This window comes from Phaeobacter sp. JH20_26, assembly GCF_048056275.1.
Classification (GTDB): Bacteria; Pseudomonadota; Alphaproteobacteria; order Rhodobacterales; family Rhodobacteraceae; genus Phaeobacter; species Phaeobacter bryozoorum.
This window is the reverse complement of the sequence record NZ_JAYMWL010000013.1, coordinates 332,671-354,402: the sequence shown is the minus strand read 5'-3', so window position 1 is coordinate 354,402 and position 21,732 is coordinate 332,671. Positions and strand designations below refer to the sequence as shown.

The following is a 21,732-nucleotide window of genomic DNA, read 5'->3' as shown; positions in this document are numbered from 1 at the left end:
TGAAAGGTGAGACACAATCAGGGGATCGGCGACACCGCCGGTCCCTTTTTATTTTCCCGGGGGCGCAAACCCTAACCAGTTCTAAACGGCTTTGCTGTATGGCAGAGCGCGTCAGTTTGTTAAGGCCCACTAGGTTTACCCGGCCAGATGGTCGGTTTTGTATTCTTCGAGAGGAGCGAGGGCATGAGTTTGGATCATAAAAGAGCAGAACAGCCTGTGATCGATGCGGGACGTTTTGTCCTGCGCCCGCTGCGTAAATCCGACGAGGGGCTGATTGCCCATTACGTGAGCGACGAACGTGTCGCCCGCATGACCACCGCCATTCCGCATCCGCTGCCGCCCGGCGCGATCGAGGCATTTGTTGCCCGCGCCACCGACGAAGAGCGCGAAGAAGATGTTTGGGCCATCGACGGCACCGCAGATGGTGGCGAAGAACTGAAAGGTATCATCAGCCTCAAGCGGCTTGACCGTGACCAGAGCGAGGTCGGCTATTGGATTGCGCCGGTGTTCTGGAACAATGGTCTGGCCTCCGAGGCGCTGCGGGCTCTGGTCGAGACCAATCCGCAAGGGTGCAGCGCGATGTTTGCCAGCGCTTTTCAGGACAACCCCGCCTCGGCGCGTGTCCTGACCCATTGTGGCTTTGAATATCTCGGTGACGCCGAAACATTCTCGGTCGCCCGCGATGCGACGGTGCCAACCTGGACCTACAGCAGAAAACTGTGATTGGCGCGCCGCGCGCTTTGCGTTAAGTCGGGGCAACAGCCCCCGACAGCGGCGGCACGACCCATCTTCCCTCCGCCTGTGGCGGCAGGTCATCAGCAAGGAGCTGACATGAAATTCCTCGATCTGGCCAAAGTCTACATTCGCTCCGGCGCGGGCGGGAACGGCTGCGTCAGCTTTCGCCGTGAAAAATTTATGGAATATGGCGGCCCCGACGGCGGCGACGGCGGCCGTGGCGGGTCAGTCTGGGTCGAGGTGACCGAGGGGCTGAATACGCTGATTGATTTCCGCTATCAGCAGCACTTTTTTGCCAAGAACGGCCAATCCGGCATGGGGCGCCAGCGCACCGGCAAGGATGGCGATGATATCGTGCTGCGCGTGCCGGTTGGTACGGAGATCATGGATGAGGATCAGGAAACCGTTCTTGCGGATCTGACGGAGGTCGGTGAGCGTTTTCTCCTGGCCAAAGGCGGCAATGGCGGCTTTGGCAACCTGCATTTCAAAAGCGCGACAAATCAGGCGCCGCGCCGGGCCAACTCCGGTCAGGACGGGATTGAGCGGACCATCTGGCTGCGGCTGAAACTGATCGCGGACGTCGGCCTGTTGGGCCTGCCCAACGCCGGCAAATCAACCTTTCTCTCGGCGACATCCAACGCCCGGCCAAAAATCGCGGACTACCCGTTTACCACGCTGCATCCGAATCTCGGCGTTGTTGGCATCGACGGGGTTGAGTTCGTTGTGGCCGATATCCCCGGTCTGATCGCAGGCGCCCATGAGGGGCGCGGGATCGGTGACCGCTTCCTTGGCCATGTTGAGCGCTGTGCCGTTCTGCTGCATTTGGTGGATGGGACATCGGAAACCGTCGCGGAGGATTACCAGACCATCATCAATGAGCTGGAGGCCTATGGCGGCGAGCTGGCGGACAAGCCGCGCATCACTGCGCTGAACAAGGTCGACTCCCTTGATGATGAGGAACGCGCGGAGGCCAAAGCCGAGCTGGAAGCCGCCGTCGGCGGTCCCGTCTTCATGATGTCCGGCGTCAGCCGGGAGGGTCTGAACGAGGTGCTCCGTGCCATGCGTACGCAGATCGACGAAGATCGTCTGCGCCAGAAACCTCAGGGGGAGCAGGGCACGTGGCAACCCTGACCGACGCCCGGCGTATTGTCGTCAAGATCGGGTCAGCCCTGCTGGTGGACCGGAACAGCGGCGCATTGCGGGCGGATTGGTTGCGGGCCTTGGCAGAGGATGTTGCCTGGCTGAAATCCATGGGCAAGGACGTGATCCTTGTATCCTCGGGATCCATCGCCCTGGGGCGTCGCGTGCTCGATCTTGCCGCGCGGGAGCTGCCGCTGGAGCAATCGCAGGCGGCAGCGGCGGTCGGCCAGATCCGTCTCGCGCGCGCCTATGAGGAGGCGCTTGCGCCGCATGAGATCACCACCGGGCAGGTGCTGGTGACACTCGAAGACAGCACCGATCGCCGTCGCTACCTGAATTCTCGTGCGACGCTGGAGACGTTGATCGGCCTTGGCGTGGTGCCCATCGTCAATGAAAACGACACCATTGCCACCGATGAGATCCGCTATGGCGACAACGACCGACTGGCGGCGCAGGTTGCGGTGACCGTCGGAGCTGATGCGCTGATCCTGCTGTCGGACGTTGACGGTTTTTACAGCGCCAATCCGGTGCTGGACCCGACTGCGCAGCGTTATGATCGGATTGACCACATCACAGCCGAGATCGAGGCGATGGCCGGGGATGGCGTCTCTGGCCTCTCCAAGGGCGGGATGATCACCAAATTGCTGGCCGCCAAGATGGCGACAGCGGCTGGCTGCGCCATGGCAATCACTGAAGGGTCGCGACACAACCCTCTGAAATTGCTGGAAGGCGGTGCGCCGTCCACGTGGTTCTCGGCACAGGGTGATCCGCAGGTGGCGCGTAAACGCTGGATTGCAGCGATGAAAACCCGTGGCGTGATCACCATCGACGAAGGCGCCGCACGGGCGCTAGGTCGCGGCAAGAGCCTGCTGCCCGCGGGCATCCGACATATCGAAGGAGACTTCGGCCGCGGTGATCCGCTGGCCATCCTTGGCCCAGACGGGCGAAAACTGGGGCAGGGGCTCAGCCGGTACACAGCTGAGGAAGCTGCCGCCATTCAGGGACGCCAGTCGGCCGAGATTGAAGCGATCCTTGGGTATGCGGGGCGCGCGGCCGTCATCCACCGCGATGATATGGCGCTGTAACCGTGATCTATGTTAGGGCTGACCCCGCCTGACCACCAGATGTGTCAAAGTGGGTCCACAAAAGGTTTCCAGTGATGAATGAGACGCAAGATATTGCTGCGCTGATGGCTGACATCGGCAAACGTGCAAAGCAAGCCGCCGCAAAACTGGCTGTTGCCAGTGCCGAATGCAAAACCGCCGCGCTGAATGCCGCTGCTGATGCGGTTTGGGACAAGCGGGCAGAGATATTGTCCGCCAATGCCAAGGATCTCGATTTCGGCCGCACCAAGGGGCTTTCGCCTGCGATGATGGACCGTCTGGCGCTGGATGAAGACCGGATTGCCGGAATTGTCTCCGGTCTGCGGGCGGTCGCAGCACAGGCCGATCCGGTGGGAGAAGTGCTGGCGGAATGGTCGCAACCCTCTGGGCTTCAGATCCAGCGTGTTCGCACACCGCTTGGCGTGATCGGTGTCATCTACGAAAGCCGCCCGAATGTCACCGCCGATGCCGGCGCGCTCTGCCTGAAGTCGGGGAATGCGGTGATCCTGCGCGGTGGCTCGGAGAGTTTTCACTCGAGCCAGGCCATCCACGCCTGCCTTGTTGCGGGTCTGCGCAGCGCCGATCTGCCGGAGGATGCGGTCCAGCTGGTCCCGACGCGCGACCGTGCAGCGGTGCAGGAACTGCTGACGATGACCGATACGGTCGATGTGATTGTTCCGCGTGGTGGCAAGGGGTTGGTCGGTCTTGTCCAGCGCGAGGCCCGAGTGCCGGTCTTTGCGCATTTGGAGGGGATCGTGCATATTTACCTCGACAAGGCTGCAGATCCGCAAAGGGCGCTGGAGATCGTGTTGAATGCCAAGACGCGCCGCACCGGCATCTGTGGCGCTGCGGAATGCTTGCTCATCCACCGGGATATCGCGGATACGATTGGGCGCGACGTGCTGACCGCGCTGGCCGCCGCCGGTGTGGAAATCCGCGCCGAGGCTGGTCTGCCGGGCCCGGATGGCATGACAGAGGCAACCGAAGCCGATTGGGGCTGCGAATATCTGGATGCGATCATTGCCGCCAAACAGGTCCAGGATCTGGACGCGGCCATCGCCCATATCCGCGCGCATCATTCGCAGCACACCGATTGTATCATCACCGAGGATGACGGCGCCGTTGCGCAGTTCTTTGCTGAGCTGGACAGCGCGATCCTGATGCACAATGCCTCAACCCAGTTTGCGGATGGTGGTGAATTTGGCATGGGGGCCGAGATCGGTATTGCAACCGGGAAGATGCACGCGCGGGGCCCCGTGGGCGCGGCGCAGCTGACCAGCTTCAAATATCTGGTGCGCGGGAACGGTGCGGTCCGCAGCTGACAGCATCCAACCCATCTGACATAATAAAAGCGCTGCAAGTGATTGCGGCGCTTTCATATTTCGGTCGCCTGATGCGGGTTAGAAGTGGATCGTCACCCGCTCCAATGTCTGTTCCACGCGCACGGTGCGCCCCAGATCCTTCGCCGCTTCGGGCAGCATGGCGAATTGGACCAGCGCCGGGGTCACTGTTGCCGAAGAGGTGCCGCCGCTGACGCGCGCCCACAGATCATCGTCGATATTCAGCTTGCTGCCTTCGCCGATGACGGTCCATTTGCCATCCGCGCAGAGGATCTTGACCGTGCCGCCATAGGGCAGGCCGGTTTCGAGGCACAAAGCGGCAAGAAAGGCGAGACGCACCTCGGTCCTGCTCGAGGCCTCCTGCGGCGCCCATTGATATTTCAGCCGCCCGCCCTTGCCGATGTCTTCCAGGACCGACACCACTTCGGCGCGGCTGATCTGCTGTTCGCTGGCTGCGCCAAAGGCAATCCGGAAGAACCGGATACGGGCATTGGCATTGGCCACGCTGTCGGAGATCAGCTCCAGCTCGGGGCCGGACATATCCCCAGACATTCCAAGCAGTTCGAGCCCGTTATTGATCGCGCCGATCGGGCTGATCAGGTCATGACAGATACGCGACCCTATCAAAGCCGCGAGATTAGCGTTATCTACTGACATATCTTTCCTCCGAAGTGGGCCATCACGCATGAACGACCTCAACGCTATACTTGCCCCTGGCATGTTCGTGACCCACCCCAACCACCCGGAATGGGGGACGGGGCAGGTCCAGTCCAACGCCGCCGGCAAGATCACCGTTAACTTTCCCGATCAGGGCAAGGTGGTGTTCAACAGCGCGCAGGTGGCCCTTATTCCAGTCTTTGATCCGTCATAAGCGTTGATGAACGGTTAACGCCTGTTCACCAATTTGAACGAAACTTGCACATGCCGTGCCTTATAGGCTAGCTGCACGCAAGGCAAACCATTGATGAGCAAGCTCATGGGCGGCAGTTCTCCTGCATTTCAGGTCAAACTGGCACAGACATCGGCGGATGTACGCGCGGCGCAGGCGCTCAGATACGACGTTTTTGTCAGTGAGCTTGGCGGGGGCGGCGCGCTGGTGGATCACGAGGCAGGGCTGGAGCAGGATCGTTTCGATGCGTTCTTCGACCATCTGTTGCTCTGGGACCAGACGCGCGATGCGGTGGTTGGCGTCTACCGGGTGCTGCGTGGCGATCAGGCGCTTTTGGCCGGGCAGTTCTATTCCGAGGATGAATATGACCTCTCTAAACTGAGAGCTTCGGGTCGTAAGCTTTTGGAATTGGGGCGTTCCTGCCTGCACCCGGACTATCGGGGCGGAACCGCGATGTTTCACCTGTGGTCCGCGCTGTCAGCCTATGTGGCCGAGCATGAGATCGAGGTGCTGTTTGGTGTTGCCAGTTTTCATGGGACGGAGGTTGCGCCGCTGGCCAATGCGCTGTCATCGCTGCACCACAACCATCTCGCGCCGGAAGATCTGCGGCCGGTTTCGCGCAGCTACCAATCCATGGACCTGATCCCGGCAGGCGATCTGGACCGTCGCCGCGCCATGCTGGACACGCCGGCGCTGATCAAGGCCTACCTGCGGCTTGGCGGCTGCGTGGGCGATGGCGCCTATATCGACCATGATTTCAACACCACCGATATCTGTCTTGTGCTGGACACTGCACGCATGAACGCGCGTCAGCGACGGATCTACGAGGCAGGGCGTAGCGAGCCATGACCACCTGGGAGGGAGAGGACGCGCCGCCTCCGATCAAGATCAGCGCCATTGGATGGGTGTTGATCCTGGGTCGCGGCCTATGTCTGGGCACGCTGGTCTTTGGCGGCTTGCTGCTGCTGCTGCTGGTGCGCCTGATCGAACGGCCGCTTTGTGGTCTCAGCCGACCGGTGACGCCGTTCATCACGCAATGCGTCTGCCGCAATGCCTTTCGTATTCTGGGCATCGGGTTCCGCACTGAAGGTTCATTGATGACGCAACGCGGCGCAGTGGTCGCCAACCATACGTCATGGCTGGATATTTTTGCTCTGAACGCCCGCAAGCGGATCTATTTCGTCTCCAAGGCGGAGGTTGCCTCATGGCCGGGTATTGGCTGGCTGGCACGGGCCACGGGCACGGTGTTCATCAAACGCGACGCAAGGGAAGCGCGCCGACAGACGGCATTGTTCCAGCAGCGCCTGCTGCTGGGGCACAAGCTGCTGTTCTTTCCCGAAGGGACATCGACCGACGGGCTGCGGGTGCTGCCGTTCAAGACAACGCTTTTTGCGGCGTTCTTTCACCCCGAGCTGCGCGATATGATCTCGATCCAGCCGGTTTCGGTGGTGTTCTACCCGCCAAATGGAGAGGATCCGCGGTTTTATGGTTGGTGGGGAGACATGGATTTCGGCTCACATCTGCTGAAGACAATGGCGTCGCTGCGTCAGGGCGAGGTGGTGCTGCACTATCATACTCCGCTGCGGGTGTCCGATTTCGCCGATCGCAAGGCTCTTGCGACCGCCTGCGAAGCCGAGGTCAGCGCCGGACATACCGCGCTTTGGCAGCGCATTGGGCAGGGCGCGCGCTGAAATGGCCGGGGCAGGGCGCGGATATATCTTTTGCCCTTGCGCATCCTTCAGCGCTGGCATATACGCGCGCCATTCAATCCGCAGGTGGGGATTGGCCTGACCGGGGGAGACATCCCTGGCAGACCGCCGGTTGGAGCATCCGCTCTGAGACCCCCGCCGAGGCACGAAACCGGAAAAGGAAAAGATACATGGCTCTTCCCGAGTTCTCCATGCGTCAGCTGCTTGAGGCAGGCGTACACTTTGGTCACCAAACCCAGCGCTGGAACCCGCGCATGTCGCCCTTCATCTATGGCGCACGCAACGGCATCCACATTCTGGACCTGACCCAGACCGTTCCCATGCTGGACGCAGCTCTGAACGCTGTCCGCGACACCGTCGCCAAGGGCGGCCGGATCCTGTTCGTCGGCACCAAGCGTCAGGCGGCTCAGCCGATCGCAGACGCAGCTGAGAAATCCGCTCAGTACTTCATGAACCACCGCTGGCTCGGTGGCACGCTGACCAACTGGAAAACAGTTTCCCAGTCGATCAACCGCCTGAAGGAAATCGACGAGAAAATGGCGTCCGGCGCCGAAGGCCTGACCAAGAAAGAGCGTCTGGGCATGGAGCGTGACCAGCTGAAGCTGGAAGCCTCGCTCGGTGGTATCCGCGAGATGGGTGGCGTTCCTGACCTGCTGTTCGTCATCGACGTGAAAAAAGAAGCGCTGGCCATCGCCGAAGCCAACAAGCTGGGTATCCCGGTTGTGGCCATCGTCGACACCAACTGCTCGCCCGATGGTGTTGACTACATCATCCCCGGCAACGACGACGCGGCCCGCGCCATCGCGCTCTACTGCGATCTGGTTGCCCGCGCTGCTCTGGACGGCATGTCCGCACAGCTCGGCGCCGCAGGCGTTGATCTTGGCGCCCTGGAAGAGGCACCGGCAGAAGAAGCCGTTGCTGAAGACGCCGCCGCTGACGCCTGATCCGTCCTGTCACGGAGTTGACATGCGGGGCAGGCTATCACCTGCCCCATATCCGTTTTTGAATTGAGGAGAGCCTAAGATGGCAATTACTGCATCCATGGTTAAGGAACTGCGCGACAGCACCGGCGCAGGCATGATGGACGCCAAGAAGGCGCTGACCGAAACCAATGGCGACATGGAAGCCGCCGTTGACTGGCTGCGCACCAAGGGTCTGGCAAAAGCGGCCAAGAAATCCGGCCGTACCGCCGCAGAAGGCCTGGTCGCCGTGGTCGTCGAAGGCAACAAAGGTGTTGCCGTCGAAGTGAACTCGGAAACCGACTTTGTCGGCAAAAACGCCGAGTTCCAGGAAATGGTGTCCGGCATTGCCAAGACCGCAGTGAACGCAGCCGATGTCGACGCGCTGCTGGCGGCGGACATGGGCGGCAAAACCGTTGCCGAAACCCTGACCGACAAGATCGCCACCATCGGTGAGAACATGGCCGTGCGCCGTATGGCCTCTCTCGAAGGTGAAACCGTTGTGTCCTATGTGCACAACGCTGCGACCGCAGGCATGGGCAAGATCGGCGTATTGGTTGCCATGAACGGCGGCGACGAAGCGATCGGCAAGCAGATTGCGATGCACATCGCAGCTGTGAACCCCGCCGCGCTGAGCGAAGCGGAGCTGGACGCCTCTGTTGTTGAGAAAGAAAAGCAGGTCCAGATGGACATCGCCCGCGAATCCGGCAAGCCGGAGCAGGTGATCGAGAAGATGATCGTCGGCCGCATGAAGAAATTCGTGGCTGAATCGACCCTGCTGAACCAGCAGTTCGTTGTGAACCCTGACCTGACCGTTGAAGAAGCGGCCAAGGAAGCAGGCGCCACCATCACCGGTTTCGTACGTCTGGAAGTCGGCGAAGGCATCGAAGTTGAAAAAGAAGACTTCGCAGCTGAGGTTGCCAAGGCAGCCCAGGGCTAAGCCCGACGCGGGCTAACGCCCGATCGTAAGGCAATTAAAGGCCGACGAACGCGTTTCGTCGGCCTTTTCCTTTGTGACAATGCAATGTGAGAGGCGCGGCGATCAGGGGCAGGGCGCGTCAGCAGCGCCCAGATGGCAAAGCCCATGGCACATATCATATTGGCAGTCATACCGTCGGAAGAGGGTGAGGGGCCTGTCGCGGGCCCATGTCAGGAAAGACATCGAATGGCCGCAACAAGCCCCTCAGAATATCCCGGCGCTGGCGCGGAACAATACGCGCAGCTACCGGACAGGTTAGAGAGCCTTGCAATCCCAAGGGTCATGCCCTGCGCCGTCCCAGGCCAAAGCCCCACTCACGGAACATGGTAAGTGTGCCTGTAGTTCGCCTATTGGGGAAGTAATGAATTCCATACCCAATTGCAGATAGATTGCGAAAATTGGAAGAAACTCTCTGAATATCAGCTGTAATATTCAATATATATTATAGGGATTATCAGTTCTCCATAATATACATCTGATTGTGAAGTGCCGCTTTGAGTACCGCATGGGCTGTTGTCTCAACGGCCAGTGCCTCGCGTGCCAGGCGCAGGTGTTTTTCGACGGTCGCAGGCGTCAGCCCCATCAGAACCGCTATATCCTGAGTGGTCTTGCCGTCACCAACCCATTCCAACGCTTCTCTCTGGCGTTTTGTCAGGCTGCGGTTTGGCGGGTCATAAGGCATCGTGAGGATCTTCAGATGCGCGACATTGTTCATCAGAACGATATCATGGCCATGCGTTGCCCAGATCTCATCGACCTCATCCTGGCTGAGGGTTTCCTCCGCCGCCAAAGATATCGCGCCCTTGAACCGCTGAGAGGCCGAATAGAAGCTGACGGTGTAGCCCGCCTTTACCCCCATAGCCGTATTGAAATCGATCACTTTCTGCGCCTGTGGTGTCAGGCATTGATTTGCCATCTGCTCCTGCACCATGCGCCAGCTGCCGGCCCCTTCGTTGTTCAGCGCCCATTGCAACATCGGCGCGTCGAAATAGAGGCCGGAGTTTACGAAGCCTTTCACGTATTCGGTGCAGTGATTGGACAGGATCACGAAATCTTCGGGGTCACCGAGCGAGGTTTTGGTCTTGTGACGCGTATAGCCGTAGATCAGCCGGTCAAAACGAAAGGCCTGCATCTGTTTGACGTGTTCCAGCCAAAGCTCCTCAAGCGTCCGCGCCCCGCATAGAAAGTCTATGTAGGCACGCAGCTTCATCCCGGTTTTTCCTGATTCAAATGGCTGTTGAGCGCATCAAGTGCCATCAGATAGCCCTGTGACCCAAATCCGCAGATCTGTCCAAGCGCGGCGCGCGCGATATAGGAGCGATGGCGAAATTCCTCGCGTGCATGGATGTTTGACAGGTGAACTTCAACCACCGGCAGGGCGATGGAAAAAATCGCATCCATCAGCGCGATGGAGGTATGGGTATAGGCGCCTGCATTGAGGATGATCCCGGCGTAGCTGCCGCGGGCCCCATGCAGCGCATCAAGCAGCGCGCCTTCGTGATTGGACTGCTCGCACGTCACCGAAAGCCCGAGTGTCGCGCCATGGTCGATGCAGCGTTGTTCAACCATCGCCAGCGTTTCATGCCCGTAAACCTCAGGCTGGCGCGTTCCCAACAGGTTCAGGTTGGGGCCGTTCAAAACCAGGATGTTGTGCATGTCGATATCCAATAACTCTGTGATGCCCCGATTGCCCGTCTTCCGCCCAATAGAGGACATTTGCCATGGTGCGGGCTCGCCGGGATGGTCGCCAGTCTCCAGCCCTGCCGGCGCGTCGTTGGCTGGCCCAAGTGACAGGCGCAGGATCGGTTGGCCAGCCCATCAGCGCTGCGGCCGCTCCGCCGTAATTCGCTCATATTGATATATATTTTAGAATAATATGCAAGCGAGCTATCGCTAACGTTGTCCTCTAGACGAGCAGTGTCAATCTGGCGTGTTTGTCAGGATGATCTTGCCCAGAACGCTTCTGTTTTGCATTTCTGTCAGGGCAGCAGCGGCTTCGATCATCGGATACTGCGCGTGGATGCGCGGTCGAATGTCACCTTTGCAATAGAGCTCAAACAACTCACCGACATTGGTGCGATGCTGCTCTGGCGCCCGCTGAACGGCGGCGCCCCAGAATACGCCGACGATCTGGCATCCTTTCAGGAGCGGCAGGTTCATCGGCATTTTCGCGATGCCGGCGGCAAAACCGACGACCAGATAGCGGCCCTGCCAGGCCATCGCGCGAAGCGCCGGTTCGGCATAGGGGCCGCCGACCGCATCATAGACCACATCGATCCCGGTTTTCCCCGCCATCGCCTTGAGGTTCTTTCCAAAGGCAATCTGGTCCTCCTTGTCGGGCGCATGGCCGTAGATCACCGTCGCATCCGCGCCGATCTTCTCGCAGAAGGCCGCCTTCTCGGCGGAGGACACCGCAGCGATGACACGCGCCCCTGCGGCCTTGGCGAGTTCGATTGCGGCAGAGCCAACCCCGCCAGCGGCGCCCAGCGCCAGCACGGTCTCTCCCGGTTGCAGCTGGGCCCGTTCTTTCAACGCGTGATGAGATGTGCCGTAGGTAAAGACAAAACCAGCCGCATCGAGATAGGGCATCTGATCGGGAATCTTGATGGCGCTGGCGGCAGGGACGCAGATATGGGTGGCAAACCCGCCATATCCCGTCAGCGCCAGAACCCGGTCGCCGATGTTCAGATTATCGACGTCCTTGCCAAGGGCGATAACCTCGCCCGCGATTTCACCGCCCGGTGCAAAGGGACGCGGTGGTTTGATCTGATAGAGATCCTGTATCATCAGGGTATCAGGATAGTTCACGCTGGCGGCATGGATCGCCACAAGCACATCCCTGGGGCCGGGGACGGGATCGTCCTGTGCGCTCCACTGCAGGGTTTCGGGGCCGCCTGGAGCGGTGGAGAGCATCGCATGCATGAGTGATTATCCTGTCATGGTGGCCGAACCCTGGCCGGTATGACGTCAAGTCTTCTGTGCAGATCTTGCGTTGTCAATGAATTTGCGAAATGCAATTCTGCTCTGCAAACGATCTGTTTTCCAACCGGAAAGCGGCCTGAATTCTGCTGGATAAGGGGCTGGAAATGAAGAAAAATTACCTCACCCAGGGTGGGCAGCCTATGCCCAAAGCCCTGCAGGAGCTTGGGCTGCCGTTGATTGGCGCGCCGCTGTTCATCATATCCGTACCCGACCTCGTCATTGCCCAATGCAAGGCCGGAATCGTTGGATCCTTCCCGGCGCTGAACGCGCGTGAGGCTGAGGGCGAGCCGCCGCTTCTGGAAGCCTGGTTGAAACAGATCACCGAGGCGCTGGACCGCCATAACCAGGACAACCCGGATCATCCGGCGGCACCCTTTGCGGTCAATCAGATTGTTCACCGGTCAAATACCAGGCTGGAGCGTGATCTTGAGATCTGTCATCGCTGGAAGGTGCCGCTGTGGATCACATCACTGGGGGCGCGACCGGAGGTGAATGAGGTGGCTCACGATTGCGGCGGCATCGTGCTGCATGACGTGATCAACAATCGCTTTGCCCATAAGGCCATCGAGAAGGGCGCAGATGGTCTGATCGCGGTTGCCGCCGGGGCAGGCGGCCATGCCGGGCAGCTGTCGCCGCTGGCGCTGATCAGCGAAATCCGCAGCTGGTTTCACGGCCCCCTTGCGCTGTCGGGAGCAATCGCCAATGGCCGCTCTCTGCTGGCGGCCCGGGCGCTGGGGGCCGATTTCGGCTATGCCGGGTCACCTTTTATCGCCACTGAGGAAGCCAATGCGCAGCAGGCGTACAAGCAGATGATCGTCGACAGCAGTGCCGATGATATCGTCTATTCCTCATTGTTTACGGGTGTTTCTGGTAACTACCTGCGTGGTTCCATTCAGAAGGCGGGGCTTGATCCCGACAATCTGGCCAGCGCTGATGCGACGGCGATGAATTTCGCGGGTGGGTCATCCAAGCCCAAGGCCTGGAAGGAGATCTGGGGATCCGGTCAAGGTATCGGGGCGGTCACAGAGGTGCAGCCGGTCGCCACATTGGTTGCGGAGATCGCCGCCGATTACGAGGCCGCGGGCAGAGCGCTGGCGGCAGAGTTTACCACAATCGGAGACGTATAATGGGACGCGGCAGTTCAAACGGCAAAGACCGCAGCGGCTCTGATCGTGAACAAGGCGCAGCGGCGCTGGACTTGCGCGCTATCGAGCATTACATGCGCGGACGGCTGCCGGGCTTTGACGGGCCGATCACAGCCCGCAAATTCCAGAACGGCCAGTCCAATCCCACCTATCTGTTGTCGACCGATGCGGGGCAATATGTGCTGCGGCGTAAACCACCCGGTGTGCTGCTGAAATCCGCCCATGCGGTCGAGCGTGAGTTTCGGGTTCAGACCGCGTTGCGCAACACCGAAGTGCCGGTCGCCATGATGCATCATCTCTGCGAGGATGATAGCGTCATCGGATCGTCTTTTTACCTGATGGAACATGTGGTTGGGCGGAATTTCTCAGACCCGTCACTGCCGGATCTGTCGCCGACCGAGCGTGGCGCGGTGATGGATGAAATGAGCCGCGTTCTGGCGGCGCTACACGGGGTTGATGTCACCGTTGTCGGTCTGTCCGACTACGGGCCCGAGGGCAATTACTTCACGCGTCAGCTGGCGCGGTGGAGCAAGCAGTATCGCGCCAGCGAGGTTGAAACCATTGCCGAAATGGATGATCTGATCGCCGCGCTGGATGCGCAGATGCCTGCGGATGATGGGCAGCGCGGATTGGTGCACGGTGATTACCGCATCGACAATATGATCTTTGCCGCAGCGGGAACCAACTGTCGTGCGGTGCTCGACTGGGAGCTGTCGACGATCGGCCACCCCTATGCAGATCTCGCCGGGGTCATCATGCAGTGGCAGATGCCACCCGGCCGCGAGGGGCGCGGACTGGCCGGGCTTGACCGGCGCGAGCTTGGTCTGCCATCAGATACAGCCTTTATTGCAACCTATTGTAAACGCAGAGATTTGCCCGGAGTTGATAACTTTGGCTATTATCTCTCCTTCAGCTTCTTTCGAATGGCTGCGATCCTGCAGGGTGTGCGCAAAAGAGGGCTTGATGGCAATGCGTCAAACCCCGAACATGCAGCGCGACTGGGCGCATTTGTGCCGGAGTTTGCGCGCGCCGGGCTCGCCGCGTTGACGCGTAGTTTTGACTAGGCCAAGCGGCCAAGGGGACAGGGCATGGACAGCAACCACACAGCGTCAGCGGATGCGGAGAAAGACCGCAATTTTGTCACCGCCTTGGCGCGGGGGTTGGATGTGCTGCGCGCGTTTCGGCGCAATGAGCTGGAGCTGACCAACACTGATCTGGCCGACCGCACAGGCCTGCCAAAGCCGACCGTATCGCGGCTGACCTATACCCTGTGCCAATTGGGCTACCTCGTGCAGGATCCGCAGTCGGGGACGTATCGGTTGGGGGCAGGGGTTCTGCGTCTGGGCTATGGCGTGCTGGCGGGAATGGATATCAGCGACCGTGCCTCGCAAATCCTGCGGGATCTGAGGAATGGAGAAAATTCCTATATTACCAGCGCATTAGGCGAAGCACATCATGCTGACGTCATCTATATCGCGGTGCATCGCTCGCGCGAGGATGTCTCGCTTGCGGCACATGTCGGGATGCGTCTGCCGTTGTTTTTCTCGGCCGTTGGCCGCGCCGTTCTGGCCGGCATGTCACCCGATCAGCGGACGGAGAGCCTGAAGATCGCCGACGCGCTTGACCCTGAGGGAAAACAGGCGCGGCAGGATTGTCTGGGTCGCGCGCAGGAGGAATATGCGGCACGGGGCTTTTGCACCGGCTATGGCGATTGGCGCGAGGATGTGAACGGTATCGCGGTGCCGGTTGTCTCGCTGAACGGGACACGGGTCTACGGGCTGAATGTCGGTGGACCGTCTTTTCACGTAAGCCGTGCCGTTCTGGAACAGCGCTACGCCGATCAGCTGATTTCTGCTGCCGAAACCCTAAGCATGCGCCCCTAGCGGTAACCCTTTGCCAAAGCGGGGGCGATATAGCTTTATGCGTGGTTTTACGTAGGTCAAAATACTCGACCTCAGTCAGCAAACCACGCATGATATCGCAAACAGCTGGCAGCAGATCGCCAGCCCAAAGGGAAGAGGCAGAGATGACACAGAGCGACTGGTTGTTCCGGCAGTCACATGGGGACGGGGTTGTCGAACTCAAACTATCACGGGCCCCGGTCAATGCGTTGTCGCCCGAGTTCCTGATGGATTTCGCCAATGTAATCAAAGAATTCGGAGAAGACCCTTCCGTCCGTGCGATCCTGTTGACCAGCGCGTTCAAGGTGTTCTCGGCAGGCCTCGATCTGAAAGCCGCGAAGGATTTCGATCTGGCAGGTCAGCGGGCTGCCGTGGATGGGCTGAACGAGGCGTTCCTCGCGCTTTACGCCTGTCCCAAGCCGGTGGTTGCGGCTGTTAATGGTGCGGCGATTGCCGGTGGCTTGTTCTTTGTCCTTTGCAGTGATGTGCGTGTAGCCCTGGTTAAATCCAAGTTTGGTCTTGCAGAAGTGCAGGCCGGGGTGGATTTTCCCGTGGCGCCGCTGGAGATCGCCCGGGCAACCCTCAGCCCCAATATTCAGCGGCGTTTGATGCTGACCGGGCAGACCATTGGGCCAATCGCAGCCCGCAACTTCGATATCGTTGATATCATTGCCGATGATGCCGAAGATCTGCTCGGATACGCGCTGAAGGAAGCACGGACACTGGCGGACTTGCCCGCCGGAACCTACGGCGCGATCAAGCAGCAGCTCCGAGGCGAGACGATCGCCAGGATCAAGGCGGCGATGGCAGCGGAATCGGATGATACCCCCTGGTTTACCAGTGAAACTGTGCCAGCGATGACCAGGCTCATCGGCTGAACCTTACCGATATCTGACGACAGGAGCCCCCATGGATGCCGCGCGGCTAGAAAACATCAGAAGATGGCAGCATCGCTATGTCGATCACCGCAAATATGCCGGCAGTTCGCTGCTGATCAACCGCGGCGGCGAAGAATGCTATTTCTACGCGGTTGGTCATCGCAATATCGCCGAAGATCTGCCATTCACCCGCGATACGGTGACACGGATCTATTCCATGACGAAACCGGTCACCTCGCTTGCATTGATGCTGCTGCTGGAACGCGGCCTGTTACATCTGGATGCGCCGGTGTCGGAATTTCTTCCTGAATTCATTGATATGCACTGTCTTATTGAGGGCGCGACCGATATTAACCAGACACAGCCCTGCCGCGCGCCCACGCTGCATGAGCTGCTGACCCATACCAGCGGATTGAGCTACCCGTTCAATCCGGGCTTTCTGGCAGAAGAAATGTCGAAAACGGATCTGATGTTCAAACCGGATCAGGGGCTTCTTGCGACGAAGGTCACGGAACTGGCCTCGCTTCCGCTTGCTTTTGAACCCGGAAAACGATGGGAATACTCGGTTGGCATTGACGTGATTGGCCGGGTGGTTGAGGTTGTAACCGGTGACAGCCTTGCGGCGTTCCTCAAGCGTGAGATATTTGACCCGCTTGGCATGGATCAGACCGCATTTCACACCTTAGCGGAAACCGGTAACCGTCTGGCTTCATTATATTCTCCGCTGAGTGGCGACGCCATGGATTTGAATGGTGCAGAGCAGGGAGACGAAAGCCTGCGGCTGATTGATTGCTACGTCGATACGCCGTTTAGCCGGGCCGAGATGCACTCGGGCGGCGGCGGCCTGCTCAGTACGATTGACGACTATATGCGCTTTGTTGAGTTGATCCGGCTGCGTGGGCGGTTGGGGAAACACCATCTGATCAGTCCACAAATCATTGATTTCATGTGCCAAAACCACCTTCCAGGCGATATTGCGTCGATGGGACCGCAGAGCTTTGCGGAACAGCCGATGGAGGGGATGGGCTTTGGTCTCGGCGGCGCTGTTGTGCTTGATCCGGCGCGGGCGCGATGTCCGGGATCGGTGGGCGATTTCAGCTGGGGCGGTATGGCGTCGACGTTCTTCTGGGTTGACCCGCTGCTGGATCTGAGTGTCGTGTTTTTTACACAGCTGGCACCATCCAGCTCCTATCCGGCACGCGCGGAGCTAAAGGCGCTGGTTCACGGAGCGATAACGGGCTAATCCTGCCTGTCGGCCACGCCATGAGGGCAGGGTGACGCACAGCCGATGACCCGCGCAAAGATCAACAGGACGTAACAAATGCCTGACGCAGCTGAAATTTTGCTCAATCTCCTCGATCTTGAGGAACTGGACCGCAACCTCTATCGCGGAATTGGATCCGGTGGTGAGACGCCGACCCGGATTTACGGTGGTCAGGTTATCGCTCAGGCTTTGATGGCCGCTTATGCGACAGTCCCGGATCGTCTGTGCCATTCGCTGCACGCATATTTCATCCGTCCGGGCGATCCGTCAAAGCCGGTGATTTACGCGGTGGATCCGGCGCGGGATGGCGGCAGCTTTACCACCCGGCGGGTCACCGCCTTGCAGAATGGCAAGCAGATCCTGAATCTCGCGGCGTCCTTTCACATTGATGAACCGGGCTGGGAACATCAGCATGAGATCCCGGAGGTAAAGGCCCCCGATGCGCTGGTATCTCGTGACGTGTTGCTACGTGAGCTAGCCGAAACGCTGGATGGCCGACTGCGCGTAGAATTTTCCCGAGAACGCCCGTTCGAAATCCGCGATGTTGAGCCGCGCGATCCGATCAATCCCGGTAAATGCAGTGATATCAACCATATGTGGGTCAGGATGAAAGCCGCCAAGGACGCCAGCCCGCAGCTGCAACATGTGCTGATGGCCTATGTCTCTGACTATGGCTTGCTGGGCTCGGCGCTGCGTCCGCATGGTCTGAGCTTTGTAAAGGGACAGGCGATGACGGCCAGTCTCGATCACGCGATGTGGTTCCATGGACCGGTGAAATTCGACGACTGGCATCTCTATACGATGGATTCACCCTTTGCCGGAGGCGGCCGCGGCTTCAATCGCGGATCTATCTTCACGCAGGATGGCCGTTTGGTGGCGAGCGTCGCTCAGGAAGGTCTGATGCGGCCCATCGCCAAATCCTGATGCAGCCATTATTCTGAGTTCGGGGCGTCGAACTTGTCGCGCAACCGCTGCATACCGGTAATCCAGCGTCCAGTATCGGCGGCCTTGGCCTGGATGTAGCTTGCCACCGTTGGGTGTGGAAGCACGAGAAATGTTTCGTTCTCAATGGCTTCTACGCAGATCTTTGCGACGTCCTCGGCGGTGATCATACCGTCTACAGCCGCAGCGCTATGTTCCAATCCTTCGGTCATGGCAGTTTTCACCGCTTGCGGACAAACGACGGAAACACCGATCCCTTGGTCGCCATGGGTGATCGCCAGCCATTCTGAAAACCCCACGGCGGCATGTTTGGTAACCCCGTAGCTGGCGGCGCCGATCTGGTTCAGCAAGCCGGCCGCCGAGGCGACATTCAGGAAATAACCGCCGCCACGTTCGAGCATACGTGGCACGAGATGCCGGGCGGCGGAAACATGCGCCATTACGTTTACATCCCAGCTGCGCTGCCAATCCGCAAGGGAGGTCTCCAGGCCGCCGATCCTGAGAATTCCGGCGTTCGAACAGAAAACATCAATCGGGCCGATATCGCGCTCGATCGCCTCGATCATCTGCGCCATGGCCTGGTCTGATCCGACATCCACGGCAAAGGCGCTGCCACCAACATCATCGGCAGTATGCTGGGCACTGGCGCCATCAATATCGGCACAGATGATGTGCCGTGGGCCGTGCTTGGCGATCGTCAGCGCCAAAGCCCGCCCGATACCTGTAGCGGCGCCTGTGATAACAATTGTTTTGCCTTGCAAATCCATTTGGGCCTCAGCTGTCGTTGGAACATATGCTGTGCAACTGTTCGATGTTGCGGCAAGGCCTGCAACAGTGACGCTGCATCATGTAAATTATACATAATACTGATTACAGGTAATATTTGCCGGTCCTACCACCCGTCGTACACCACGGGTATTCTGATTTTACCGCTTGTTCATGGAAGTTGATCCATCTGGCAGATTTGCGCCTGCCAATATGCAGAACTTCATGGACGCTTTGTAGGATTGGCCTGGCCATCGGAGGTTACGCTGGCCCGGGTTTGCATGCCAGCAATGGGATTAACCCGCCGCCAGACGGATTTTGCCCTGATCTGGCATTGGTGTTTTGCAGCGGCGCAGGTCGATGACGGTTATTACCCATTGCAACACCCCTGTGCAAAAATCTCGGTGCGCGCACCCACCTGGTCGCTCTGGACTGCACCGCTTCATGAACGCGTTAACCCACTCGCGCGCGGAGCCCTGTGTTTTGCAACGAAAGACCGGATTTATCACGTCTTGCCCTTTAACCTTTCGGCGTGCGACAGAGGGATGCTCGTCCAGCAAAGAGCGGTCAGAATCTTTGCGCGGATAAAGCGATGTCCATGATTTGCGTTTTTGCAAATCTGCCCTGCAGAAATACCAGTGCCTGGGCGTTGATTAACGCGTGCCTCCAGTCATCTCTGATTTACGATGTTAACGAAAAAGCGCACCGTTGTCAGACAACGATGCGCTTTTTAAACGTTTTGTTATGCGATCTGTTTAGAAAAACGCCTGCAGACCGGTTTGGGCGCGGCCCAGGATCAGGGCGTGGACGTCATGTGTGCCCTCATAGGTATTCACCGTTTCGAGGTTCACCATATGTCGGATGACGCCGAACTCGAGGCTGATGCCATTGCCGCCGTGCATGTCGCGGGCGTTGCGGGCGATCTCAAGCGCCTTGCCGCAGTTGTTGCGCTTGACGATGGAAATCATCTCTGGCGCTGCATTGGCTTCGTCCATCAGGCGGCCAACCCGCAATGAGGCCTGGAGCCCAAGGGTGATTTCGGTCTGCATATTGGCGAGTTTCAGCTGGAACAACTGGGTGTTGGCCAGCGGGCGGCCAAACTGCTTGCGATCCAGACCGTATTGACGGGCGGCGTGCCAGCAGGCCTCTGCCGCACCCATCGCCCCCCAGCTGATGCCGTAGCGCGCGCGGTTCAGACAACCGAACGGACCTTTCAGCCCCTCGACATGCGGCAGCAGCGCGTCGTCGCCGACCTCGACGCCATCCATGACGATTTCGCCGGTGATCGACGCGCGCAGCGACGCCTTGTTGGCGATCTTGGGAGCCGAAAGCCCCTTCATGCCTTTTTCCAGAACAAATCCGCGGATCTTGCCGCCGTGGGCCTCGGACTTGGCCCAGACCACAAAGACATCGGCGATGGGCGCGTTGGAAATCCACATCTTGGACCCGGTCAAACGATACCCGCCATCGGTTTTCTCGGCCCGGGTTTTCATGCCGGCGGGATCCGAGCCCGCATCGGGTTCGGTCAGGCCAAAGCAACCGATCCACTCACCGGAGGAGAGTTTGGGCAGGTATTTCTGGCGCTGTTCTTCGCTGCCATATGCGTAAATGGGATACATCACCAGCGAGCTCTGCACCGACATCATCGAGCGGTAACCGCTGTCAACGCGCTCGACCTCGCGTGCAACCAGACCGTAGGAGACATAGCCTGCACCAAGGCCGCCGTATTGTTCCGGAATGGTGGTGCCGAGCAGACCCATCTCGCCCATCTCGCGGAAGATCTCGGGATCGGTTTCCTCGTTTTCATAGGCACTTAGAACCCGAGGTTGAAGTTTTTCCTGAGCATACGACCGCGCGGAAGCTGCGATCATGCGTTCATCTTCGCCCAGCTGATCATCCAGACGCAGCGGGTCTTCCCAGTTGAACTGGCCGAGATCCGGGGCATCTTTGGCGCGCAATTCGGGTTTTTCGGTCATTTGTCATCACCTTCCTGATCCAAAACTTGCCGCCGACCTTAACCTTGCGGTAAGAGGAATGACAGCGACAGAACCACAAGAAAACATTACAAAAGCTCATAGATGGCCACACCGAGACGCTTTCTCCCCTCAATTGCCGCGCTGCGCGCGCTGGAAGCGCTGGACCGTCTGGGCAGCGCCTCTGCCGCGGCGGATGAATTGGCTCTGACGCAAGGCGCTGTCAGCCGCCAACTGCAGGCGCTGGAACGACAATTGGGCGTGGATCTGGTGCGGCGGGACCAGAAGCGGCTCATGCTCTCGGCAGAAGCGCAGACTTACGCCGCCGAAATACGTCAGGCGCTTAATCAGATCGCGCAATCGACGTTGCGGGTTCAGGCCGCGCCGTTGGCCGGCACGCTCAACCTGGCCATTCTGCCGGCCTTTGGGATGCGCTGGCTGATGCCGCGCCTGCCGGAATTCGCGCGGCTGCACCCGGATGTGACCATCAATATGTCGACCCGGCTTGAACCGTTTAATTTCGTCAGCGAAGGCTTTGATGCGGCGATACATTTTGGCACTGCTGACTGGCCCGGAACTGACGCGCTGCTGCTGAAGCACGAACAGATGTTGCCAGTCTGCGCGCCGGAGCTTCTGAACGGTCGGCAGATCGAGACCGCGGGAGATATCACTGCCCTGCCCCTGTTGCATATCCAGACCCGTCCAAAGGCCTGGCAGCAATGGTTTGAGACCCATGATATCGCGTTGAAGGATGGATTATCCGGCACCATGTATGACCAATTCGCAACCATTACCCAGGCTGCACTGCATGGGCTTGGGGTGGCTTTGATGCCGGATTATCTGGTGGAGCAGGATCTCGCAACGGGGCGTCTGGTGGCGCTCTACCCAACGGCAACCGAGAGCAAGGGCGCCTATTATCTGGTCTGGCCAGAGGCCCGGTCAAAGGATCCCGCCCTGATCAAGTTCCGCAACTGGCTGGCTGGTCAGGCGCAGCCGGAAGACCCGTTGCCGCGATAGATCGGCTGATC

The 21,732-nt window shown here is 59.4% G+C and carries 22 protein-coding genes; 16 read left to right on the top strand and 6 right to left on the bottom strand.

Annotated elements, in window-relative coordinates; translation table 11 throughout:
* Nucleotides 1-183: 183 nt before the first annotated feature.
* The 4 genes from VWY60_RS07470 (at nt 184) to VWY60_RS07455 (ending at nt 4,300) form a co-directional block, all read left to right on the top strand.
* Entirely contained in the window at nt 184-723 is a 540-nt protein-coding gene (locus VWY60_RS07470; protein WP_340545556.1) for a GNAT family N-acetyltransferase, read from the top strand.
* A 108-nt stretch (nt 724-831) separates the two neighbouring features.
* Nucleotides 832-1,866: a GTPase ObgE gene (gene obgE / locus VWY60_RS07465; RefSeq protein WP_340545557.1), complete on the top strand. Its 1,035-nt coding sequence runs from the start codon at nt 832-834 to the stop codon at nt 1,864-1,866.
* Nucleotides 1,854-2,960 carry a glutamate 5-kinase gene (proB, locus tag VWY60_RS07460; RefSeq protein ID WP_416540181.1) on the top strand — a complete coding sequence of 369 codons (1,107 nt, stop codon included), beginning with the start codon at nt 1,854-1,856 and terminating at the stop codon, nt 2,958-2,960. The genes obgE and proB overlap by 13 nt, the downstream gene beginning before the upstream one ends.
* 74 nt (nt 2,961-3,034) lie before the next feature.
* Nucleotides 3,035-4,300: a glutamate-5-semialdehyde dehydrogenase gene (locus tag VWY60_RS07455; RefSeq protein WP_416540180.1), complete on the top strand. Its 1,266-nt coding sequence runs from the start codon at nt 3,035-3,037 to the stop codon at nt 4,298-4,300.
* A gap of 78 nt (nt 4,301-4,378) precedes the next feature.
* Here the strand turns inward: VWY60_RS07455 and VWY60_RS07450 are convergent, their stop codons facing one another.
* Nucleotides 4,379-4,975: a histidine phosphotransferase family protein gene (locus VWY60_RS07450; protein ID WP_340545560.1), complete on the bottom strand. Its 597-nt coding sequence runs from the start codon at nt 4,973-4,975 to the stop codon at nt 4,379-4,381.
* A 28-nt stretch (nt 4,976-5,003) separates the two neighbouring features.
* Here VWY60_RS07450 and VWY60_RS07445 point away from each other — a divergent pair, with 28 nt between their 5' ends.
* From VWY60_RS07445 to tsf, 5 genes are all read left to right on the top strand, one after another.
* A complete protein-coding gene (locus VWY60_RS07445; RefSeq protein ID WP_061049281.1) occupies nt 5,004-5,189 on the top strand; it encodes a DUF3553 domain-containing protein in 186 nt (61 codons plus the stop codon).
* 105 nt (nt 5,190-5,294) lie between these two features.
* A complete protein-coding gene (locus VWY60_RS07440) occupies nt 5,295-6,056 on the top strand; it encodes a GNAT family N-acetyltransferase (protein WP_416540783.1) in 762 nt (253 codons plus the stop codon).
* The gene (locus VWY60_RS07435; protein ID WP_416540179.1) at nt 6,053-6,898 is read left to right on the top strand and encodes a lysophospholipid acyltransferase family protein; all 846 of its coding nucleotides are present in this window, start codon (nt 6,053-6,055) and stop codon (nt 6,896-6,898) included. The genes VWY60_RS07440 and VWY60_RS07435 overlap by 4 nt, the downstream gene beginning before the upstream one ends.
* Nucleotides 6,899-7,086: 188 nt before the next feature.
* Nucleotides 7,087-7,860, top strand: a complete 774-nt coding sequence (rpsB, locus tag VWY60_RS07430) for a 30S ribosomal protein S2 (protein WP_340545562.1) — start codon at nt 7,087-7,089, stop codon at nt 7,858-7,860.
* 79 nt (nt 7,861-7,939) lie between these two features.
* A complete protein-coding gene (gene tsf / locus VWY60_RS07425; protein WP_340545563.1) occupies nt 7,940-8,815 on the top strand; it encodes a translation elongation factor Ts in 876 nt (291 codons plus the stop codon).
* 493 nt (nt 8,816-9,308) lie between these two features.
* Here tsf and VWY60_RS07420 read toward each other — a convergent pair whose 3' ends face one another.
* The 3 genes from VWY60_RS07420 to VWY60_RS07410 all read right to left on the bottom strand — a co-directional run bounded on the left by VWY60_RS07420 (nt 9,309) and on the right by VWY60_RS07410 (nt 11,776).
* Entirely contained in the window at nt 9,309-10,064 is a 756-nt protein-coding gene (locus tag VWY60_RS07420) for a helix-turn-helix transcriptional regulator (RefSeq protein ID WP_416534941.1), read from the bottom strand.
* Nucleotides 10,061-10,510 carry a type II 3-dehydroquinate dehydratase gene (aroQ, locus tag VWY60_RS07415; RefSeq protein ID WP_416540178.1) on the bottom strand — a complete coding sequence of 150 codons (450 nt, stop codon included), beginning with the start codon at nt 10,508-10,510 and terminating at the stop codon, nt 10,061-10,063. Before aroQ ends, VWY60_RS07420 begins: the two co-directional genes overlap by 4 nt.
* A 264-nt stretch (nt 10,511-10,774) precedes the next feature.
* Nucleotides 10,775-11,776: an NADPH:quinone oxidoreductase family protein gene (locus VWY60_RS07410; protein WP_416540177.1), complete on the bottom strand. Its 1,002-nt coding sequence runs from the start codon at nt 11,774-11,776 to the stop codon at nt 10,775-10,777.
* Nucleotides 11,777-11,940: 164 nt separating this feature from the next.
* On the opposite strand from VWY60_RS07410, the gene VWY60_RS07405 reads away from it, so the two are divergent.
* From VWY60_RS07405 to VWY60_RS07380, 6 genes are all read left to right on the top strand, one after another.
* A complete protein-coding gene (locus VWY60_RS07405; RefSeq protein WP_416540176.1) occupies nt 11,941-12,963 on the top strand; it encodes an NAD(P)H-dependent flavin oxidoreductase in 1,023 nt (340 codons plus the stop codon).
* Between the two features lie 92 nt (nt 12,964-13,055).
* Nucleotides 13,056-14,045, top strand: coding sequence for a phosphotransferase family protein (locus VWY60_RS07400; protein ID WP_416540782.1), 990 nt, complete (start codon nt 13,056-13,058; stop codon nt 14,043-14,045).
* A 24-nt stretch (nt 14,046-14,069) separates the two neighbouring features.
* The gene (locus VWY60_RS07395) at nt 14,070-14,864 is read left to right on the top strand and encodes an IclR family transcriptional regulator (RefSeq protein ID WP_416540175.1); all 795 of its coding nucleotides are present in this window, start codon (nt 14,070-14,072) and stop codon (nt 14,862-14,864) included.
* 143 nt (nt 14,865-15,007) lie between these two features.
* Nucleotides 15,008-15,760, top strand: a complete 753-nt coding sequence (locus VWY60_RS07390; RefSeq protein ID WP_340545569.1) for an enoyl-CoA hydratase/isomerase family protein — start codon at nt 15,008-15,010, stop codon at nt 15,758-15,760.
* Nucleotides 15,761-15,791: 31 nt separating this feature from the next.
* Nucleotides 15,792-17,003: a serine hydrolase domain-containing protein gene (locus VWY60_RS07385; RefSeq protein WP_416540174.1), complete on the top strand. Its 1,212-nt coding sequence runs from the start codon at nt 15,792-15,794 to the stop codon at nt 17,001-17,003.
* Between the two features lie 78 nt (nt 17,004-17,081).
* Nucleotides 17,082-17,948, top strand: coding sequence for an acyl-CoA thioesterase (locus VWY60_RS07380; protein WP_340545571.1), 867 nt, complete (start codon nt 17,082-17,084; stop codon nt 17,946-17,948).
* An 8-nt stretch (nt 17,949-17,956) separates the two neighbouring features.
* Here the strand turns inward: VWY60_RS07380 and VWY60_RS07375 are convergent, their stop codons facing one another.
* Nucleotides 17,957-18,733, bottom strand: coding sequence for an SDR family oxidoreductase (locus tag VWY60_RS07375; RefSeq protein WP_416540173.1), 777 nt, complete (start codon nt 18,731-18,733; stop codon nt 17,957-17,959).
* 753 nt (nt 18,734-19,486) lie between these two features.
* Complete coding sequence (locus VWY60_RS07370; RefSeq protein WP_416540172.1) at nt 19,487-20,707, bottom strand: acyl-CoA dehydrogenase; 1,221 nt, start codon at nt 20,705-20,707, stop codon at nt 19,487-19,489.
* Between the two features lie 102 nt (nt 20,708-20,809).
* Here VWY60_RS07370 and VWY60_RS07365 point away from each other — a divergent pair, with 102 nt between their 5' ends.
* The gene (locus VWY60_RS07365) at nt 20,810-21,721 is read left to right on the top strand and encodes a LysR substrate-binding domain-containing protein (RefSeq protein WP_061049308.1); all 912 of its coding nucleotides are present in this window, start codon (nt 20,810-20,812) and stop codon (nt 21,719-21,721) included.
* Nucleotides 21,722-21,732 lie beyond the last annotated feature (11 nt).

Excerpts from the sequence above, each read along its gene's own strand:
- VWY60_RS07410 (WP_416540177.1), bottom strand. The coding sequence starts at position 11,776 with ATGCATGCGATGCTCTCCACCGCTCCAGGCGGCCCCGAAACCCTGCAG.
- tsf (WP_340545563.1), top strand. The coding sequence starts at position 7,940 with ATGGCAATTACTGCATCCATGGTTAAGGAACTGCGCGACAGCACCGGC.
- VWY60_RS07365 (WP_061049308.1), top strand. The coding sequence starts at position 20,810 with ATGGCCACACCGAGACGCTTTCTCCCCTCAATTGCCGCGCTGCGCGCG.
- VWY60_RS07420 (WP_416534941.1), bottom strand. The coding sequence starts at position 10,064 with ATGAAGCTGCGTGCCTACATAGACTTTCTATGCGGGGCGCGGACGCTT.
- VWY60_RS07395 (WP_416540175.1), top strand. The coding sequence starts at position 14,070 with ATGGACAGCAACCACACAGCGTCAGCGGATGCGGAGAAAGACCGCAAT.
- VWY60_RS07375 (WP_416540173.1), bottom strand. The coding sequence starts at position 18,733 with ATGGATTTGCAAGGCAAAACAATTGTTATCACAGGCGCCGCTACAGGT.
- obgE (WP_340545557.1), top strand. The coding sequence starts at position 832 with ATGAAATTCCTCGATCTGGCCAAAGTCTACATTCGCTCCGGCGCGGGC.
- VWY60_RS07405 (WP_416540176.1), top strand. The coding sequence starts at position 11,941 with ATGAAGAAAAATTACCTCACCCAGGGTGGGCAGCCTATGCCCAAAGCC.
- VWY60_RS07445 (WP_061049281.1), top strand. The coding sequence starts at position 5,004 with ATGAACGACCTCAACGCTATACTTGCCCCTGGCATGTTCGTGACCCAC.
- VWY60_RS07455 (WP_416540180.1), top strand. The coding sequence starts at position 3,035 with ATGAATGAGACGCAAGATATTGCTGCGCTGATGGCTGACATCGGCAAA.
- VWY60_RS07470 (WP_340545556.1), top strand. The coding sequence starts at position 184 with ATGAGTTTGGATCATAAAAGAGCAGAACAGCCTGTGATCGATGCGGGA.
- aroQ (WP_416540178.1), bottom strand. The coding sequence starts at position 10,510 with ATGCACAACATCCTGGTTTTGAACGGCCCCAACCTGAACCTGTTGGGA.
- VWY60_RS07390 (WP_340545569.1), top strand. The coding sequence starts at position 15,008 with ATGACACAGAGCGACTGGTTGTTCCGGCAGTCACATGGGGACGGGGTT.
- VWY60_RS07450 (WP_340545560.1), bottom strand. The coding sequence starts at position 4,975 with ATGTCAGTAGATAACGCTAATCTCGCGGCTTTGATAGGGTCGCGTATC.
- VWY60_RS07370 (WP_416540172.1), bottom strand. The coding sequence starts at position 20,707 with ATGACCGAAAAACCCGAATTGCGCGCCAAAGATGCCCCGGATCTCGGC.
- VWY60_RS07380 (WP_340545571.1), top strand. The coding sequence starts at position 17,082 with ATGCCTGACGCAGCTGAAATTTTGCTCAATCTCCTCGATCTTGAGGAA.
- rpsB (WP_340545562.1), top strand. The coding sequence starts at position 7,087 with ATGGCTCTTCCCGAGTTCTCCATGCGTCAGCTGCTTGAGGCAGGCGTA.
- VWY60_RS07435 (WP_416540179.1), top strand. The coding sequence starts at position 6,053 with ATGACCACCTGGGAGGGAGAGGACGCGCCGCCTCCGATCAAGATCAGC.
- VWY60_RS07440 (WP_416540783.1), top strand. The coding sequence starts at position 5,295 with ATGGGCGGCAGTTCTCCTGCATTTCAGGTCAAACTGGCACAGACATCG.
- VWY60_RS07385 (WP_416540174.1), top strand. The coding sequence starts at position 15,792 with ATGGATGCCGCGCGGCTAGAAAACATCAGAAGATGGCAGCATCGCTAT.
- VWY60_RS07400 (WP_416540782.1), top strand. The coding sequence starts at position 13,056 with ATGCGCGGACGGCTGCCGGGCTTTGACGGGCCGATCACAGCCCGCAAA.